At 35.1% G+C, this 17,053-nt stretch carries 13 protein-coding genes and 1 pseudogene; 7 read left to right on the top strand and 7 right to left on the bottom strand.

Going from position 1 to position 17,053, the window contains the following annotated elements; genetic code table 11:
• A pseudogene (locus tag OS188_RS14325) lies at positions 1–248 on the bottom strand (T9SS type A sorting domain-containing protein); the annotation flags it as partial.
• Positions 249–721: 473 nt separating this feature from the next.
• On the opposite strand from OS188_RS14325, the gene lplA reads away from it, so the two are divergent.
• Positions 722–1,720: a lipoate--protein ligase gene (gene lplA / locus OS188_RS14320; RefSeq protein ID WP_267149543.1), complete on the top strand. Its 999-nt coding sequence runs from the start codon at positions 722–724 to the stop codon at positions 1,718–1,720.
• A 219-nt stretch (positions 1,721–1,939) separates the two neighbouring features.
• Here lplA and OS188_RS14315 read toward each other — a convergent pair whose 3' ends face one another.
• Positions 1,940–4,345: a patatin-like phospholipase family protein gene (locus OS188_RS14315; RefSeq protein WP_267149542.1), complete on the bottom strand. Its 2,406-nt coding sequence runs from the start codon at positions 4,343–4,345 to the stop codon at positions 1,940–1,942.
• 221 nt (positions 4,346–4,566) lie between these two features.
• Between OS188_RS14315 and OS188_RS14310 the strand changes: the two genes are divergently transcribed.
• Positions 4,567–5,313, top strand: a complete 747-nt coding sequence (locus OS188_RS14310) for a porin family protein (RefSeq protein WP_267149541.1) — start codon at positions 4,567–4,569, stop codon at positions 5,311–5,313.
• A gap of 17 nt (positions 5,314–5,330) precedes the next feature.
• Here the strand turns inward: OS188_RS14310 and OS188_RS14305 are convergent, their stop codons facing one another.
• The 3 genes from OS188_RS14305 to recQ form a co-directional block, all read right to left on the bottom strand.
• Positions 5,331–6,563, bottom strand: coding sequence for a DcaP family trimeric outer membrane transporter (locus OS188_RS14305; protein ID WP_267149540.1), 1,233 nt, complete (start codon positions 6,561–6,563; stop codon positions 5,331–5,333).
• Positions 6,564–6,689: 126 nt separating this feature from the next.
• Positions 6,690–7,622, bottom strand: coding sequence for a peptidylprolyl isomerase (locus OS188_RS14300; protein ID WP_267149539.1), 933 nt, complete (start codon positions 7,620–7,622; stop codon positions 6,690–6,692).
• A gap of 290 nt (positions 7,623–7,912) precedes the next feature.
• Positions 7,913–10,114, bottom strand: coding sequence for a DNA helicase RecQ (recQ, locus tag OS188_RS14295; RefSeq protein ID WP_267149538.1), 2,202 nt, complete (start codon positions 10,112–10,114; stop codon positions 7,913–7,915).
• A 248-nt stretch (positions 10,115–10,362) separates the two neighbouring features.
• On the opposite strand from recQ, the gene OS188_RS14290 reads away from it, so the two are divergent.
• The 4 genes from OS188_RS14290 to lptB all read left to right on the top strand — a co-directional run bounded on the left by OS188_RS14290 (position 10,363) and on the right by lptB (position 13,259).
• A complete protein-coding gene (locus OS188_RS14290) occupies positions 10,363–11,280 on the top strand; it encodes a KpsF/GutQ family sugar-phosphate isomerase (protein WP_416236552.1) in 918 nt (305 codons plus the stop codon).
• On the top strand, positions 11,280–12,113 hold the full coding sequence (tatC, locus tag OS188_RS14285) for a twin-arginine translocase subunit TatC (protein WP_267149536.1): 834 nt from the start codon (positions 11,280–11,282) through the stop codon (positions 12,111–12,113). The genes OS188_RS14290 and tatC overlap by 1 nt, the downstream gene beginning before the upstream one ends.
• Positions 12,097–12,444, top strand: a complete 348-nt coding sequence (locus tag OS188_RS14280; RefSeq protein WP_267149535.1) for a carboxymuconolactone decarboxylase family protein — start codon at positions 12,097–12,099, stop codon at positions 12,442–12,444. Before tatC ends, OS188_RS14280 begins: the two co-directional genes overlap by 17 nt.
• 74 nt (positions 12,445–12,518) lie before the next feature.
• Entirely contained in the window at positions 12,519–13,259 is a 741-nt protein-coding gene (gene lptB / locus OS188_RS14275; protein ID WP_267149534.1) for an LPS export ABC transporter ATP-binding protein, read from the top strand.
• Positions 13,260–13,432: 173 nt separating this feature from the next.
• Here the strand turns inward: lptB and OS188_RS14270 are convergent, their stop codons facing one another.
• Both OS188_RS14270 and OS188_RS14265 read right to left on the bottom strand, forming a co-directional pair.
• Positions 13,433–14,305, bottom strand: coding sequence for a DUF808 domain-containing protein (locus OS188_RS14270; protein WP_267149533.1), 873 nt, complete (start codon positions 14,303–14,305; stop codon positions 13,433–13,435).
• A 277-nt stretch (positions 14,306–14,582) separates the two neighbouring features.
• Positions 14,583–15,335 (bottom strand): CDP-alcohol phosphatidyltransferase family protein, encoded by a 753-nt coding sequence (locus OS188_RS14265; protein ID WP_267149532.1) that lies wholly within the window; start codon positions 15,333–15,335, stop codon positions 14,583–14,585.
• Positions 15,336–15,465: 130 nt separating this feature from the next.
• On the opposite strand from OS188_RS14265, the gene OS188_RS14260 reads away from it, so the two are divergent.
• The gene (locus OS188_RS14260) at positions 15,466–16,536 is read left to right on the top strand and encodes a putative type IX sorting system protein PorV2 (protein ID WP_524500337.1); all 1,071 of its coding nucleotides are present in this window, start codon (positions 15,466–15,468) and stop codon (positions 16,534–16,536) included.
• Positions 16,537–17,053 lie beyond the last annotated feature (517 nt).

Below are 17,053 nucleotides of genomic sequence, written 5' to 3'. Positions count from 1 at the left end.
GTATCGCCTTCAACCGAAACGGTATAAGTCTCTCCTACATCCAGATTGACTATGGTAGCTGTTTCGTCTATTAAAACAGTAGTTGCATCAGCATTTACCATACTAGTTCCTGCAAAAGTAACGTTTGTAATTTCTTCAACAATAACCTCGGCAGAGTCTGTAATATCACAATACGGACTTGGAAAGGTTTGGGCTTGCATCCCAAAAGTGAATAAGGCAGATGCTAAAGCTAAAGTAGTTTTTTTCATGAATTTTAAAATTTTGATTAAGAAACAAGATAAAAAAATAAAACCGATAATCTTTAATTTATTGATTATTAATGAAAATAGCTAAGTCTTTTTTAGGAAGACATATAAATTCCTATCAACAAAATAGGCTCATTTTTTACAAAAAAAAGAGTCCTACACTCCTGCAGAACTCTTTCTCAATTAACCAAAAAAACTATTTGCTATTAATCAATCTTGGTATAACCTAATCCAAAAACAATTTAACACTATCTAACTACTAACCTCTAATCTAGCAGTTTGATGGTACAAATGTACAGCGCTTTATAAGAAGATTTTATGACGTTTCATGTCATAAGTAACATTTTTATAAAATTATTACCCTTAGATTAAAGAGATATTTAATAAGAAATAACCTAAGAATTTTAGGGCTCAATAAAATCGCTCCCAGTCAATTTTACTATCTTTGCATCCTACCTAAAAAATAATAAAGCGTCATGATTTTTATCGATAACGAAGGCCATACCAATCCGAAGTTAAATTTAGCTCTAGAAGAATATGCATTAAGAAATTTTGATGCTTCTACAGATTATCTTTTGTTTTATATTAACGAACCTTCCATAATTATAGGAAGAAACCAAAACACTTTAGAGGAAATTAATCAGGAGTACACAGAAGAAAACAACATTCATATAGTAAGAAGAATTTCTGGTGGTGGTGCCGTGTATCACGATTTAGGAAATTTAAATTTCAGCTTTATTACCAATCACGATGGTAAAAGTATTAGCAACTTTAAAAAATTTACAGCACCCGTTATTCGTGTTTTAAATAGTATGGGGGTTGCTGCCGAATTAAAAGGTAGGAATGATATTCTAGTCGAGGACAAGAAAATTTCTGGTACTGCTCAATTTTCTACTGGAAAACGTATGATTAGTCACGGAACCTTATTATTAGATACAGATATGAGCGAAGTGGTTAAAGCCCTGCAAGTAAAAATGAGTAAAATAGCTTCTAAAGGACATAAATCTGTTAGAAGTCGTGTGGCTAATATTAGCGAATTCCTAGAAAACCCAATCACTATGGAAGCATTCAAAAACCAAATTCTTACAGGTTTATATGAAGCTAGCGAACCTTTTGAAACCTATAAATTAACCGAAGCCGAATGGGAAGCTGTACACCAGTTGAAAGCCGAGAAATACGATTTATGGGATTGGAATTTTGGACGCTCTCCTAAATTCAACATCCAACGCAATAAGCGCTTTCCGGTTGGAGAAATCGATCTTCGTATTTTTGTTGAAAAGGGGCTTATTACAGAGTTTAAGGTGTTTGGCGACTTTTTTGGAACAAAACCTGTGGCAGATATCGAGAACTTGCTACTTGGCGTGGCTTACGATAAAAATGAAATTGGCAAAAGCTTACAAAATATTGAGGTTGGAGACTACTTTGGAAAACTTACAAATCCGGAGTTTTTAGATCTAGTCTATGGGAATGATTAAGACTTTAAAGAAGCCTAATTATCCTGTATATATTATTCTTTAAAATAAGAAATTGTGTTCTCGCTCAGCATTCAAAATAGTTCTACGGAAAACTGCGCCTATAAGATTAAGTTTATCAACAAAAGCACTCTTAAAGCAATTAGCAACTGACTTTAAGTATCTAAATTTTTCGTTTTAACAAAACAGAACGCAAATAAAACAGCTAAAGCTGATAATCTCCTAATGTGGAATTCGTAAACGTAAACCAACACTAAAAAATACAGACACCTTTTTTTCTTCGTTTATATAAGAAAAATCCAAGTTCACTGGACCTAAAAGAGAGTTATAAGAAATAGTAGTTCCTGCCGAAAAGAGAAAGCTCGTTTCGTCGGTGTTCTTCCAACTTCCCTTGGGTGCAAAAACATCTTCGGTATAATCTTCAAAACTCCCAAATCCTACAGAAGCAAAATTCATATAAGGGGTGACATAAAAATTATTTAAGAGGTTAAATTGAGAACCTATATTAAGTTTAACAAATTGGGTGACTACCAACTCCGAATTGTCTAATCCAGAAAAAGTAAACTTATCTCGTACCGGACTTACTAAATTTCCTCCCAACATAAATTTGCCTCCTTGTCCGTAATCATAGAATGAAACTCGGTCATTCTCCAAAGAATCCGCAAACAAAATCCCACTTGAAACACCGGTAATTAATGATGTTTTAAGACTTATAGCCCAGCGATTTTCAAATTCAAGCCTAAGCTTAGTAAAAACTGGTAAATGTTTAGATTTAATGTTTGCAGGGTTGTTATAAAACTCTGCGTTAACTTGGTTCCAAAGCGAGGTCCCCATACGGGCATGAGCGTAAATTCCTGTTGTTGCAAAGAAAACCCGGTTCATGGTATTGTGATTGAAGAATAAGCTAAGCTCTAGGTTTTTATACTTATAGCTTCTTAAGTCGTATACATTATTATTGACATCTGGAGAGAGCTTGGGTTTTGCTTTAACAAATTCATAATTAAAATCCACTCCTATATAATTATTTAAAGGATTCAGATTTTTATTAAGCTGTACATAAAAACTATTAAAACTAGTTTTTAAATCTTCGCCACTAGCTCCATTATTATAATAGTTTTGCACCACGCGCTCACCAAAAGTTTCTGCGCGCCACCACCAGGATTTAGTAGCTCCAATACTTTGTTGATATTGAAGCCTATATTTGGGTTCTTCTGCTATGTCTAAACTCACTAATGACCTAGAAGAATAGCCTAAAATATTTCTTCCCGTATAATTTACCACCAAGCCTACGCCCTGATTGGTATCATAATGTATAGCTCCACTTAACTGCTCACGTGCTTTCTCAACCCCATTAAAATGCAAAGTGTGTTTCCCATCCAAATATGCGATATGATAAGTAATTCTAGAAAAAAGCTGGGTTCCCATAGCGCGATTAATTCCTTGAATAATCTGACTAATAGTATAGCTCTCATCCGTCTTGATATTCATTCTTGCTTCTAATAAATTCAAATTCTCTCTACTTACATCATGATATTCAATAGCCTCAAAAACAAAGGTGTCTTCTACATCCGGTAAGCTATGTTCTCGTTGATTATATCTTTTCAGGTCTTCTGCCAATACGGATAAGGCTTCAATATTTTTATTAAGTCCTATTTCTCCTTGTTTATAAATAATATTAGCTGCCGTAAAATCGCCCGTAGAATAGGTTAGATTTCCTATATGATCTACTAAAATATCGCATAATTCTCTATTCGAAGAATCTTTAAGGTTACTGGTTAGCATAGACGTTTGAAACAAAATGGTTGCTATATTATCTAACTTTTCTTTAGGTTCTAAGCCTCCTCCAACATCGCTTCCTATAATAATATCTGCCCCTAATTCTTTAGCTATATCTGTTGGAAAATTATCCATAATTCCACCATCTACTAATAAGGTTTCATTATGAGCAACTGGTTGAAAAATACTTGGAATAGACATACTTGCTCGAAGTGCTATTTCTAAAGATCCTTCTCCCATAACTACCACTTCTCCTTTAACAAGGTCTGTTGCAATAGCTCTAAAAGGAATAGGTAAATCATCAAAATTGGTAATATTATATACGGGATACATGAGTCCCGATAAAAACTCTCTAAGGTTCTGGTCTTTTAATAATGAAGGCTTTATTCTTGGTTTTCCTTTTATCAGGTCTAAGCTTAACAAATATCTTCCATATTCACTTTTCTCTTCTACGCCAACACTTTTTAGAGAGGTCTCACTTCCTAACAGTTTATTCCAGTTAGCCTGCCTTGCAATAGAAGCTATACTGTCTCCTGAATATCCCATAGCATAAAGTCCGCCCACAATACTTCCCATACTTGTGCCAACTATTAAATCTGGAACAATGCCTAGACTGTCCAAAGTTTGTAAAAGAGGAATATGAGCAATCCCTTTAGCGCCACCTCCACTTAAAACCAAAGCTACTTTAGGTTTTGTACTTTCTTGAGATTTAGTATTGTCTTGAGAAAAAATATGAAAAGGCAATAAAAACACTAAGCATACACCTAGAAAATGAGTGGTTCTATGTGTAAAACTCACTAAAATCACCCTAGTTATTGTAGTTGCCATGTGCGCAATAAATTGGTTGGTCATATAAGATTTCTTAGTTTATAAAGATAAAACTATCTGTCTAAAAAAACGATATACAGTTTATTAATAATATTTGCTGTCTCAATAAAAACTCCACTTAAGTATTCAGTTATGTTAAAATAAAATTACTTTTGTTTTGATATTACATGCTTTTAAATGATTTTTATTAAATCTGCTTATCAAAATAAGGAATTAAACTGTAGTATCTAACTATACTAATAACAATGAAAAGATATTTTATTCTCTTGTTTATACTTGTATTAACAAGCTCTAAAGTACAATCGCAGGTATTAATATCGCTTTTGTTTGGAGATAAATTAAATTCTGAAAACATAGAATTTGGCTTAGATGGGGGAGCTAATTTTCCGTACTTAAAAGGAACCCCCTCGCAAATTAGTTCTAATTTTTACTTAGGATTTTACTTCGATATCAATATTAAACAAAATCCCAAATGGGTTTTTAATACCGGAGTTATAGTAAAATCTACACTGGGAGCCGAAGACATAGAAGTTTACAGTTTAAATAACCCAGAATTAGACGCTTCTTTCGAGAGTGGTTCTATTCAAAGAAAAATTAATTATTTTAATGTTCCTTTAGTTATTAAAAGAAAGCTCGGACAGCGTTTTTACTTAGGAATGGGTACCATGCTTGGCTTAAGATATAAGGCTCACGACGTATTTACAAATAAAGTTGTGGACAACGACGACTTATCTTATTCCCTTGATATTAAAGACCAAACTACGGCTTTAGATGCCGGATTAATGGCTAGTATTAACTATAAATTAATGTCTAATATGGGAATGAACCTCAACCTGAAATATTACTACGGATTGGTAAACATTAATAAAGTTGAGGCTCAAGGAAAGCACTATAACAGATCTATCTACCTGGGGGTTTGTATTCCCATTGGTAGCGGAAAGAGCAAAAAAGCACGAGAAAAAGAAGCCTCTTCTGCAGGAGAAACTAATTAAAACAGTCTCTTATTAGGTTAAAAATAAAACATAAATCCAAAGCTAATACGCATAGCATCTCTAGAAAGGCTGTCGTCCACAAAAACCTCATGTAAAGTTCCACTAGCTTTTAAATTTTTAACACCATAATCTAATTCTATCCCTAAGGTTAACCTATCCATTAAATCGTACATTGTATTAAAAAGCAAATAATAGTGTCTGTGTTCTACATTTCCATTTAAATAAACTTCTGGCAATAGTTCTTCTCCGGTTAGAATATAACGTTCTAAATCTTTTAATTGAAAATATGTGGAGCCCACCACTAAATTACTATGCCATTTTTTAGAAAAGAAATACTCGTAAGCCATCCAGCCCCCAAAGGATGGAGTTGCATTCATTGAATGACTGTTTGTAGGGTAACCATCGTACCCCGAACCGGAAATAGTAGTTAAATAAGAAGTAATGCCTTTTCCGCCTGTAATTTGAAATTGAAAATTATTTTTAGAAACTTTATAAATCCCACTTAAACCAAATCCGTAACCTATAAAATTGTCCGTTTCTCCCTCTAGCTTATACCGCACATTTCTAAGTAAAGATACAGCTCGAATATGTCCCCAATCTTTCTTATAAGAAACAGCAAAAGTTAAATCTGGTGTGGTTTGATTGGCTTTTTCTACCAAAGGTTCTAAATCATCAAAGCGTGTATAGTCTGTCATTGGGGCTTCGATACTAATTTCATAAATCCAGTTAGGGTTTTTAAAAGAGTTCATGTATTTAATATGCGGATTTCTTAACCAAACGCCAGACGGTGGCCCTTCCCACTCCATGATATTAGGCCACAAATCTGCATCGCCAAAATTATTCCATGTTTGTCCTATTTGCCAATGTTCAGATTCTATATAAGCTTTTCTTAATCTAACACGACCATTACCTCCCCAAAAATCTGATTCTACTACAGCTTTTATTACTTTTCCATTTTCTAACACAAATTCGGATGTCCAGTTTATTTGTGTTTGATACATATCAACATTTAAACTATTAGAATCGTCATTTCCAAAAACATTAATATGCCCCACATTAAAGGTGTCATTATCATTTAAACCTCCAAAAATATCGTAATAGCCATTGAGCTTCATATTAACACCTAGACTTGTTGTAAACTTAGGACGATTGTTAATAGAATCTTTTGAGGCAACACTTAAAAAACGTTCTTGAGAAAACGTCGTCAAAGTGAACATAAAAGATAGACAAAGGGAACTAATAGTTTTCATGTATCTCATTCTAATTGGATAAAAAGTTAATCATTTTTTCTCAACCGTAAACTTAAGACATAAAAAAAAAGCACGGAAATTAAAATTTCAATGCTTTTTTTATAATTTCTTAAAAGAATATACTACTTAACGAACATCCATTAATTCTACATCAAAAATTAAAGTAGCATCTGGAGGAATAACACCACCAGCACCTTGACTTCCATAGGCTAAGTCGCTTGGAATTACTAATCTGGCTTTATCTCCAACCTGTAAAAGTTGAATTCCTTCATCCCATCCTGAAATTACTTGTCCTACGCCTACTGGAAATTCTAAAGGTTGTTTGCGTTTATAAGACGAATCGAAAACCGTTCCATCAGCCAATTGTCCTTTATAATGCACAGCAACTGTTTTTCCTTTTTCAGCTTTTGTTCCTGTTCCTTTTTGTAGAATTTGATAACGCAAACCGCTATTTGTTTCTTCAAAACCTTCTGCTAACTTATCTAATTCTGCTCTTTTAGCTTCGCGCTCTTCTGTAATACGTTTTTCGCGTGCTCCTTCAAAAGTTCTAAAAGCTTCAATGGCGTGAAACGCCTCTGCATCTGCTCCTACTCTTACAATTTCAAGAGTTTCTATTTCATCTCCCTGAGCAATAGCATCTACTACGTCTTGCCCTTCAATAACTTTTCCAAAAACTGTATGGTTATTATCTAACCAAGGAGTTTCAACATGTGTTATAAAAAATTGAGAGCCATTGGTTCCAGGTCCAGCATTAGCCATAGATAAAATTCCTGGTGCATCGTGCTTTAAATCTGGATGAAACTCATCGTCAAACTTATAGCCTGGATTTCCTGTTCCTGAACCTTGCGGACATCCACCTTGAATCATGAAATCTGGAATTACCCGATGAAACTTAAGCCCATCGTAGTAAGGCTTGCCTTGAGGTTTTATGGAATTCTCCATATTTCCTTCTGCTAAAGCAACAAAATTACCTACTGTTCCAGGTGTTTTTTTGAACTCTAAAGCAACTAATATCTCTCCTTTATTGGTGTTGAATTTTGCGTATAAACCGTCTTGCATTTTTTATTTTTTTAATGAAAGTGCAAAGATAATCAATGGAATTAAGAATGAATAATTTATAATTAAAAATGAATCATAATGTTATTTAATAAAATAGACTCAAATAATGATAACACATAAAATTCTAGGATTTTATTAAGATATTATGCCACAGAGCTACACAGAGACCTAGATTCTATTAAAATAAAAATACGAGCAATTAAAAAAAAGCATAATCTCATAAACCATTTTTAAGTCTGTTTTCTATTATCTATTTTCTAACTCAACACCTAATCTCTCACACCTCACACCTAGTTCGCCACCTCACTAATAAACTTAATACGGTACAAACGCAGTTCTTCATCATCATAATCTCCATCAAACTCGTCTATAGCCTCGTCTATTTTATCGGTTTCAGCTTCCATAAAATACTCGTGAATCTCTTCTTGTTGCTCTTCATCTAAAATATCATTTAACCAGTAATTGATATTCAGTTTGGTTCCAGAAAAGACAATAGCTTCCATTTCCTTTATAAAGTCGGGCATTTCCATGCCTTTAGCAGAAGCAATATCATCCAAAGGCAATTTCCTATCAATATTTTGAATAATATAAAGTTTTAATGCTGAATTCGTTCCCGTAGATTTCACAATCATATCGTCTGGACGTTCAATGTCGTTTTCATCTACATACTTCGCAATAAGTGTTAAAAAATCTGGGCCATACTTTTTAGCTTTCCCATCTCCTACACCATGGACATTACTCAATTCTTCAATAGTTAACGGATATTTAAGAGCCATATCTTCTAAAGACGGATCTTGAAAAATAACAAAAGGAGGAACGCCCAGCTTTTTAGCATTTTTTTTTCGTAGATCTTTAAGCATATTCATAAGCACCTCGTCTGCTACAGCACCTCCACCTTTAGCTGCAGTAATAATACTATCGTCGCCAGAGCTATCAAAAACATGATCTTCGGTCATCATAAAAGATTCTGGGTTTTTTATAAAACTATTTCCAGCATCTGTAATTTTTATAACGCCATAGGTTTCAATATCCTTTTTTAAATACCCTGCTACTAATAATTGTCTTACCAGCGCCATCCAATAGCTTTTTTCTTTGGATTTTCCCTTTCCAAAAAATGGTAGCTCGTCGGTTTTATGAGATTTAATCAAGGCATTAGCCTTTCCTGTAATTACACTAACCAAATCTTTTGTCTTATACTTTTCTTTGGTCGCATTAACAGTTTCTAACACCAATTTAGCTTCATTTTGAGCTTCGTGTTTCTTTTTTGGAAAACGAACATTGTCGTCCATATCGCCACCTTCACCTGTTTCGTTATCAAATTCTTCTCCAAAATAATGCAGAATAAATTTCCTTCTAGAAATAGATGTTTCGGCATAGGCTACAACCTCCTGCAATAAAGCATGACCAATTTCTTGCTCGGCAACAGGTTTTCCAGACATAAACTTTTCTAATTTCTCAATGTCTTTATACGCATAAAATGCCAGGCAATGCCCTTCGCCTCCATCTCTACCCGCACGACCAGTCTCTTGATAATAACTCTCTATACTTTTAGGAATATCGTGATGAATTACAAAACGCACATCTGGCTTGTCTATTCCCATACCAAAAGCAATGGTTGCTACCACCACATCAATATCTTCCATTAGAAACATATCTTGATGCTTAGATCTAGTTTTAGCATCCAAGCCGGCATGGTAAGGCACGGCTTTAACCCCGTTTACCTGGAGAGTTTGCGCCAATTCTTCTACCCGCTTTCTACTTAGGCAATATACAATGCCCGATTTCCCGCTGTTTTGTTTAACAAATCTAATAATATCCGCATCTACCTGTTTGGTTTTTGGACGTACCTCATAATACAAATTAGGTCTGTTAAAAGAGGCCTTAAAAGTGGTGGCATTTGGAATGCCTAAATTCTTTAAAATATCTTCCTGTACTTTTGGAGTAGCAGTAGCAGTAAGACCTATAATTGGAATATTATCGCCAATACGTTGGATAATATTTTTTAAGTTCCGGTATTCTGGCCTAAAATCATGACCCCATTCACTTATACAATGCGCTTCATCTACAGCCATAAAAGAGATTTTAACAGAACGCAAAAACTCGACGTTCTCCTCTTTTGTAAGCGACTCTGGAGCTACGTAAAGCAGTTTTGTTACCCCATTAACTATATCTTCCTTAACACGCTTAATTTCAGTCTTATTTAAAGATGAATTTAATACATGCGCAATACCTTCATCTTTAGAGATGCCTCGTATAGCATCTACTTGATTTTTCATTAAGGCAATTAAAGGAGAAACAATAATAGCTGTACCTTCTTGCATAAGCGCAGGTAACTGGTAGCATAAGGATTTACCACCGCCCGTGGGCATGATTACAAAGGTGTCGTTTTTAGCCAAAAGGCTTGTAATAACTTTTTCTTGTAATCCCTTGAACTTACTAAAGCCAAAATATGTTTTTAAAGCTTGATGTAAGTCTTGTTCAGTAATTGACATGAATCTTTTTAATTTTAATTTACACTTTCTTCAATACACTAAAATTAAATTGCTATTAATTATAGTTCGTATTTACAAACCTCTCAAGTTTTTTTCGTTAGCTTTGTAGCGTTTTTATACGAAGACAAATTTTGAGAAGTTTGAATAACTTTAAAGATATGAAATTCTTTAAAAGCATCAACCCAAAAAAATAATAAATTTTGAACAAGCAGAATTCTATTATACATACTGCTAAACAAACGATTGAAATGGAAAGCAAAGCCATTTTTAATCTATCTCGTTATATAGACGAAGAATTTGCAGCTAGTGTAGAGCTTATTTACAACTCTAAAGGCCGTGTTATTATTACCGGAATTGGTAAAAGTGCCATTATAGCAACCAAAATTGTAGCTACTTTAAATTCTACTGGAACTCCAGCTGTTTTTATGCATGCTGCAGATGCCATTCATGGTGACTTAGGCTTAATTCTTGAAGACGATGTGGTTATTTGTATCTCTAAAAGCGGAAATACACCAGAAATAAAGGTTCTGGTTCCTCTTATTAAGAATGCCAAGAATAAAATGATTGCCATTACTGGAAATAAAGAGTCTTTTCTAGGGAAACAAGCCGATTATGTTTTAAACACCTTTGTTGAAAAAGAAGCTTGCCCTAATAACCTGGCTCCAACTACCAGTACCACCGCTCAATTAGTTATGGGCGATGCTTTAGCTATCTGCCTCTTAGAAAAACGTGGCTTTTCAAGCAAGGATTTCGCCAAATACCATCCAGGAGGTGCTTTAGGCAAGAAATTGTATTTGCGTGTGAGCGATATGTCTAATGTTAACGAAAAACCACAAGTACATCTGCAAACTAGTTTAAAAGATGTGATTATTGAAATTACCGAAAAAATGCTGGGGGTAACGGCGGTAGTTGATGCTTGTAAAATTATTGGTATTATTACCGATGGGGATTTAAGACGTATGCTATCTAAGACGGACGACTTTCACAGTTTAACAGCCAAAGATATAATGAGCGATAATCCAAAAACCATCCATTCTAATGCCATGGCTGTAGATGCTATGGAACTTATGGAAAAGCATGGTGTCTCCCAATTACTAGTAGAAGACAAAGGCGTTTATGCTGGGGTGGTTCATGTTCACGATTTAATTAAAGAAGGCATTTTATAATGGCAAAGAAAAATGTGAACGAGATGTCTTTCCTCGACCATTTAGAGGATTTACGCTGGCATTTAATACGAGCTACCATAGCTATTTTAATTGCTGGGGCGGTAGCGTTTATATTTTCAAATTTTATTTTCGATACCATTATATTCGGACCTAAAAGAATGAGTTTCCCTACTTATAAGTGGCTCTGCAATATGTCGCAACTTATAGGAATTGACACCACTTTCTGTTTAGACGAATTTCCTTTTAGAATTCAAAACAGAACCATGGCAGGACAGTTTTCTGCTCATATATGGACCTCTATTTATGCGGGTCTAGTTATTGCCTTCCCGTATGTTATCTATCAGTTTTGGAAGTTCTTAAGCCCAGGTTTACACGAAACTGAACGCAGATATTCTAAAGGGTTTATTGTTATCTCTACCTTACTTTTCTTTTTAGGGGTTTTATTTGGTTATTATATTGTAACGCCATTATCTATTAACTTCTTAGGGACCTATAGTGTAAGTAGCGAAATTTCAAACGAAATAGACATTAGTTCTTATATCTCTTTAGTCAGGTCTTCGGCATTAGCATCGGGAATTATTTTCGAGCTACCCATTATTATTTACTTCCTAACCAAAATAGGTTTGGTAACCCCGGAGATTTTAAAGAAATATAGAAAGTTTGCATTAGTAATTGTTCTAATACTTTCGGCTATCATTACGCCTCCGGATATTGCCAGTCAGGTTATTGTAGCAATTCCTATTCTAGTATTGTATCAGGTAAGTATTTATATTTCTAGAATAGTCGTTAAAAATCAAAAGAAAAAAGAGAAAAGAGATGTCACATCTAGTTAAGGAATTCAATGAATATCGTTCTAAAATGAACGAAAATATTCTGGCAGATAACAATAAGGTTATCAAACGCATTTTTAATCTAGACACCAATGCCTATCAAGAAGGAGCTTTAGATGTTAAAACTAAAGAACTCTTAGGTTTGGTAGCTTCCACCGTATTGCGTTGCGACGACTGTATTAAGTATCACTTAGAAAGCAGTCATAAAGCAGGCTTAAACAAAGAAGAGGTTGTCGAAGCTTTAAGTATTGCAACCCTAGTTGGAGGTACTATAGTCATCCCTCATTTACGTCGGGCTTACGAGTTTTGGGATGCTTTAGAAGAAAGCCGTTAAACTTTTAATAAATAAAAGTAGAATCTTCAGACTGTCTGTCTAATTTACTACTTTAGCACCTATTACCTAGTTCTATGAAGTTAAAAGCCGAAAATTTAATGAAGTCCTATAGCGGACGAAAAGTGGTAAAAGATGTTTCTCTTGAAGTTAATCAGGGTGAAATTGTTGGACTATTAGGTCCTAATGGCGCCGGAAAAACCACCTCTTTTTATATGATTGTTGGCTTAATTAAACCCAACGGTGGTAATATTTTTCTGGATAAAACAAACATTACCAAATACCCCATGTATAAACGCGCCCAAAATGGAATTGGATATTTGGCTCAAGAGGCTTCTGTTTTTAGAAAATTAAGTATTGAAGATAATATTTTAAGCGTGCTACAACTTACCAAGCTTAGTAAGAAAGAACAACTAGATAAAATGGAGTCCTTAATTGATGAGTTTGGCTTGGGACATATACGTAAAAGCCGAGGCGATTTATTATCTGGTGGAGAGCGTAGAAGAACCGAGATTGCCAGAGCTCTCGCTACAGACCCTAGTTTTATTTTATTAGACGAACCCTTTGCAGGTGTAGATCCAGTAGCTGTAGAAGATATCCAACGTATTGTAGCCCAACTGACTAAAAAGAATATTGGTATTCTAATAACAGACCACAACGTACAGGAAACTTTAGCCATAACAGATAGAACTTATTTAATGTTTGAAGGAAGTATCTTAAAAGCTGGAGAACCTGAAGAGTTAGCAAACGACGAAATGGTTAGAAAAGTCTATTTAGGTCAGAATTTCGAGCTGCGTAGAAAGAAAATTAGAGAGTAAATCCACAAGTTACCCCTACTAAACGTATGGACAAACAGGCAAAAAACAAACCCCTACCTGCCTCCCATTATGTCCGGCATTCGGGCAGGCCCGCCTGAATGACACCGTCGGGCAGGGAGTTTGAAAACCACTGAAGACTGAGACTGAGACTGAGACTGAGACTGAAAACTACATCACCCACGTATCATCCCAATAACCCACATAATCGCTTTAAAACAAAATAAAGCAATGAGTCCGACGCCCAAACCAACCAGGAAATCTCTTATCAGACTCGGCCACGATTCCATAACATGATGTAAAAATTGGATATTATGAACAAAAATCCCACCAGCAACCAACAATAAAGCAATAGTGCCAATTACAGAAAGCGATTTAATTACTTTAGGTAAAGCCTGAACTAAAAAGTTTCCAACAGCTCTAAGAAAGCCTTTCCCATGATCCATTTGTATTAAGCGCAGACCAAAATCGTCCATGCGTACAATAAGCGCTACAATCCCATAAACTCCAATAGTGGCGATAATTGCCACTATAGAAACCACTAAGATTTGAAAGAGTAAATCTTTTCCCACCACCGTTCCTAAAGCGATAATGACAATTTCAACAGACAGGATAAAATCGGTTAGAATGGCCGACTTAATTTTCTTTTTCTCCATGTCCAGAACTTCAGACTCGGATACGTCTTCCACCTCAGCAATTACAACAGGGTCTTTATGCGGCACAATAAACTCATACACTTTTTCGGCACCTTCAAAGGCCAGATATATTCCACCTAGAACCAAAATAACCGTCACAGCCCAAGGTAAAAAGGCACTTAGAAGAAAAGCAGCTGGCAAAATAATCAGTTTATTTAAAAAGGAACCTTTGGTAATAGCCCATAAAACAGGAATTTCTCTGGAAGACACAAAGCCGGATGCTTTCTCGGCATTCACAGCCAAATCATCTCCTAAAATTCCAGCCGTTTTTTTAGTAGTTATTTTACTCATGGCCGCCACATCGTCCATAAGAACACCAATATCGTCTAATAAGGCAAAAAATCCTGAAGCCATGCTCTTGTATCTTTAGTTTGTTTAAGACAAAACTAATATAGAATAAATAACTACGGGTATAACTATCTACTTTTTTTCTCGTTTTCAAAACAACATTAGGGTATTCTAAGCGCAGCATGTCATTCTAAATCCTGTCATGCTGAAGGAGGCACCACTGAAGAATCTCGATGCTTAAATTTGTTAACTAAAATTAAGAGATTCCTCCTAACATCGGAATAACAACATCATTCTGAGCCCTGTCATTCGGAACGAAGTGAAGAACCTCTACACGTAAAACTTAAGAAATTTTAGATTGGTTTACTAAAGACAAGCCAATATAAAACAGAATAATCAGAGGAATAGCAGCAAATTGAAATATCACTAGGAATACAACACAAAGAATTATAAAAATATAGCGAATGGCATTATTTTTAAAACTATAGTCTTTAAATTTTAAAGCAAACAATTTGATATTCGACACCAATAAGTACGAACTCACAAAAGTTAGAACAATTAAAAACCAGGGATTTAAAATAATCGAATTGATTAAATCGTTGTTTTGAAATTCTAATATTAAAGGCAAAGAGAGAATTAATAAGGTATTTGCAGGTGTTGGCAATCCTTTAAAATAAGATTGTTGGTCTTCGTCAATATTAAATTTCGCCAATCTATATGCGGAAGCCAAGGTAATAAAAAAACCAATAAGCGCAATAGACGCAAATTCAAAGCCCTGAAAGCCTAAAACACTATTCCAATCGTCCGTGGCATAAGTCATATCCGGCTCTCCCACAGCTAAGTTTAACAGTTTAAACATAATAATTCCAGGCACCAATCCACTCGTAACCATATCTGCCAAAGAATCTAACTGAATCCCAATAGCACTTTGTACGTTTAGCTTCCTGGCTAATAAGCCATCAAAAAAGTCGAAGAAAATACCAAGAGCCACAAAGATAGCTGCTGCTACAAAATGATTATTAACTGCAAACAAGACAGCAATACAACCAGAAAACAAGTTTAAAAGTGTAACGAAATTCGGGATCTGTTTTTTCATGAATTAGGACTTAATTGTGGTAAAAATAACAAACTATTTTCGTCTAATACTAATATAATACAATAAGTAGCGCATTTTCAAGTTTAATATGTTGAAAAATTATGGCATATTTGCAGAAATAATCTAGCATTTGAAGACAAAACTAACAACGATCCTTCTTTTTATTTCAATAACCGTTTTCGGACAAGCAGTTAGGAAATACTCCAACGAGTTCATGAATATTGGGGTTGATGCAGCTGCTTTAGGGATGGGAAATGCTGTTACAGCCCATTCTGCCGATGTGAATTCAGGCTATTGGAATCCTGCCGGTTTAGTACATGTGGAAGACAAGCAACTTGCCTTAATGCACTCCAGTTATTTTGAAAGTATTGCTAATTACGATTATATAGGCTTTGCTATGCCTATAGACGATAAAAGCGCCCTGGGAATCTCCCTGATACGTTTTGCCGTTGATGATATCTTAAATACCACCCAACTTATAGACGAGCAAGGAAACATTAATTACGATAGAATTAGCTTGTTCTCTACAGCAGATTACGGAGTTACCTTTTCCTATGCCAGAAAACTGCCATTAGATGGTTTAAATTATGGAATCAATGCCAAAGTCATCCGTCGTATTATTGGCGACTTTGCTTCCTCTTGGGGTTTTGGCTTAGATGCAGCCATTCAGTTTCAAACAAAAAACGACTGGAAGTTTGGTATCATGGCCCGAGATATCACCACCACTTTTAATACCTGGAATATAAACGAAGACGCTTATGCCACCATTCAGGATGCCGTGGAAGGTCAGAACCAGGAACTTCCGGAAACCACAGAAATAACCATCCCTAAGCTACAATTTGGCGTCTCTAAAAAGTTTATTATCAGATATGATTATTCTCTATTAGCCGAAGTGGATTTAAACATTCGTTTTGAACAAAATAACGATATCATTTCCACTTCTTTTGCCAGTGTAAATCCCGCTTTAGGATTGGAGTTTGGTTATATAGATATGATTTATCTAAGAACAGGACTTGGTAATTTTCAAAATGAATTACAAATAGATAATAACCAACGCGTAAGCTTTCAGCCTAGTATGGGTGTCGGATTTAAATACAAAGGCATTCAAGTAGATTATGCCTTTACAGATATTGGCGACCAAAGTATCGCTCTGTATTCCAATGTGTTTTCCTTAAAATTAGATTTTAGTATTTTTAGATAAATTCTAAGGTTTATAAAAAGAGGAATTACATGTCTCCTAACTTCAGAATAATTGTTTTATAAGATTATATATTTATAGCGAGTATTTCTAGATTCATTTAACATTAACTTCACGGCTCCCTCTTCAGATGCGACCGAGCGTATAAAAATAGTCCTGTGGACTATTTTAGCGAAGGGGCGAGCTGGCGCGTGGGCATGGGCAGACGCAGTTTGGACGGACCTGCCTGAATGACACTGTCGGGCAGGGAGTTTGCAATTTACAAACTTACTCTTGCTACTTTCAAACCCTCCGTCTCATCTTCTCTGCGTTCAGATGAGCCACCTCCCTTTATCCAAAGTGAGGAGCTTTAGATTGTTATTTACTAAGTATATGTAGTTAAATGAATAATAAGCCTAACTCCTATTTTCAAGTTTAATTATAATAAAAAAACTAAATCAAAGCTCTTGCTACTTGAACTGACAAACGGCCTACTTTTTATTTTCGTAGTAAAACAAAGTAAAATCCGAAGGGGTGGATG

Source organism: Xanthomarina sp. F1114, from assembly GCF_026410255.1.
Taxonomy (GTDB): domain Bacteria; phylum Bacteroidota; class Bacteroidia; order Flavobacteriales; family Flavobacteriaceae; genus Xanthomarina.
Note: the sequence above shows the minus strand (reverse complement) of the source record. Positions and strands in the feature narration are given on the sequence as shown.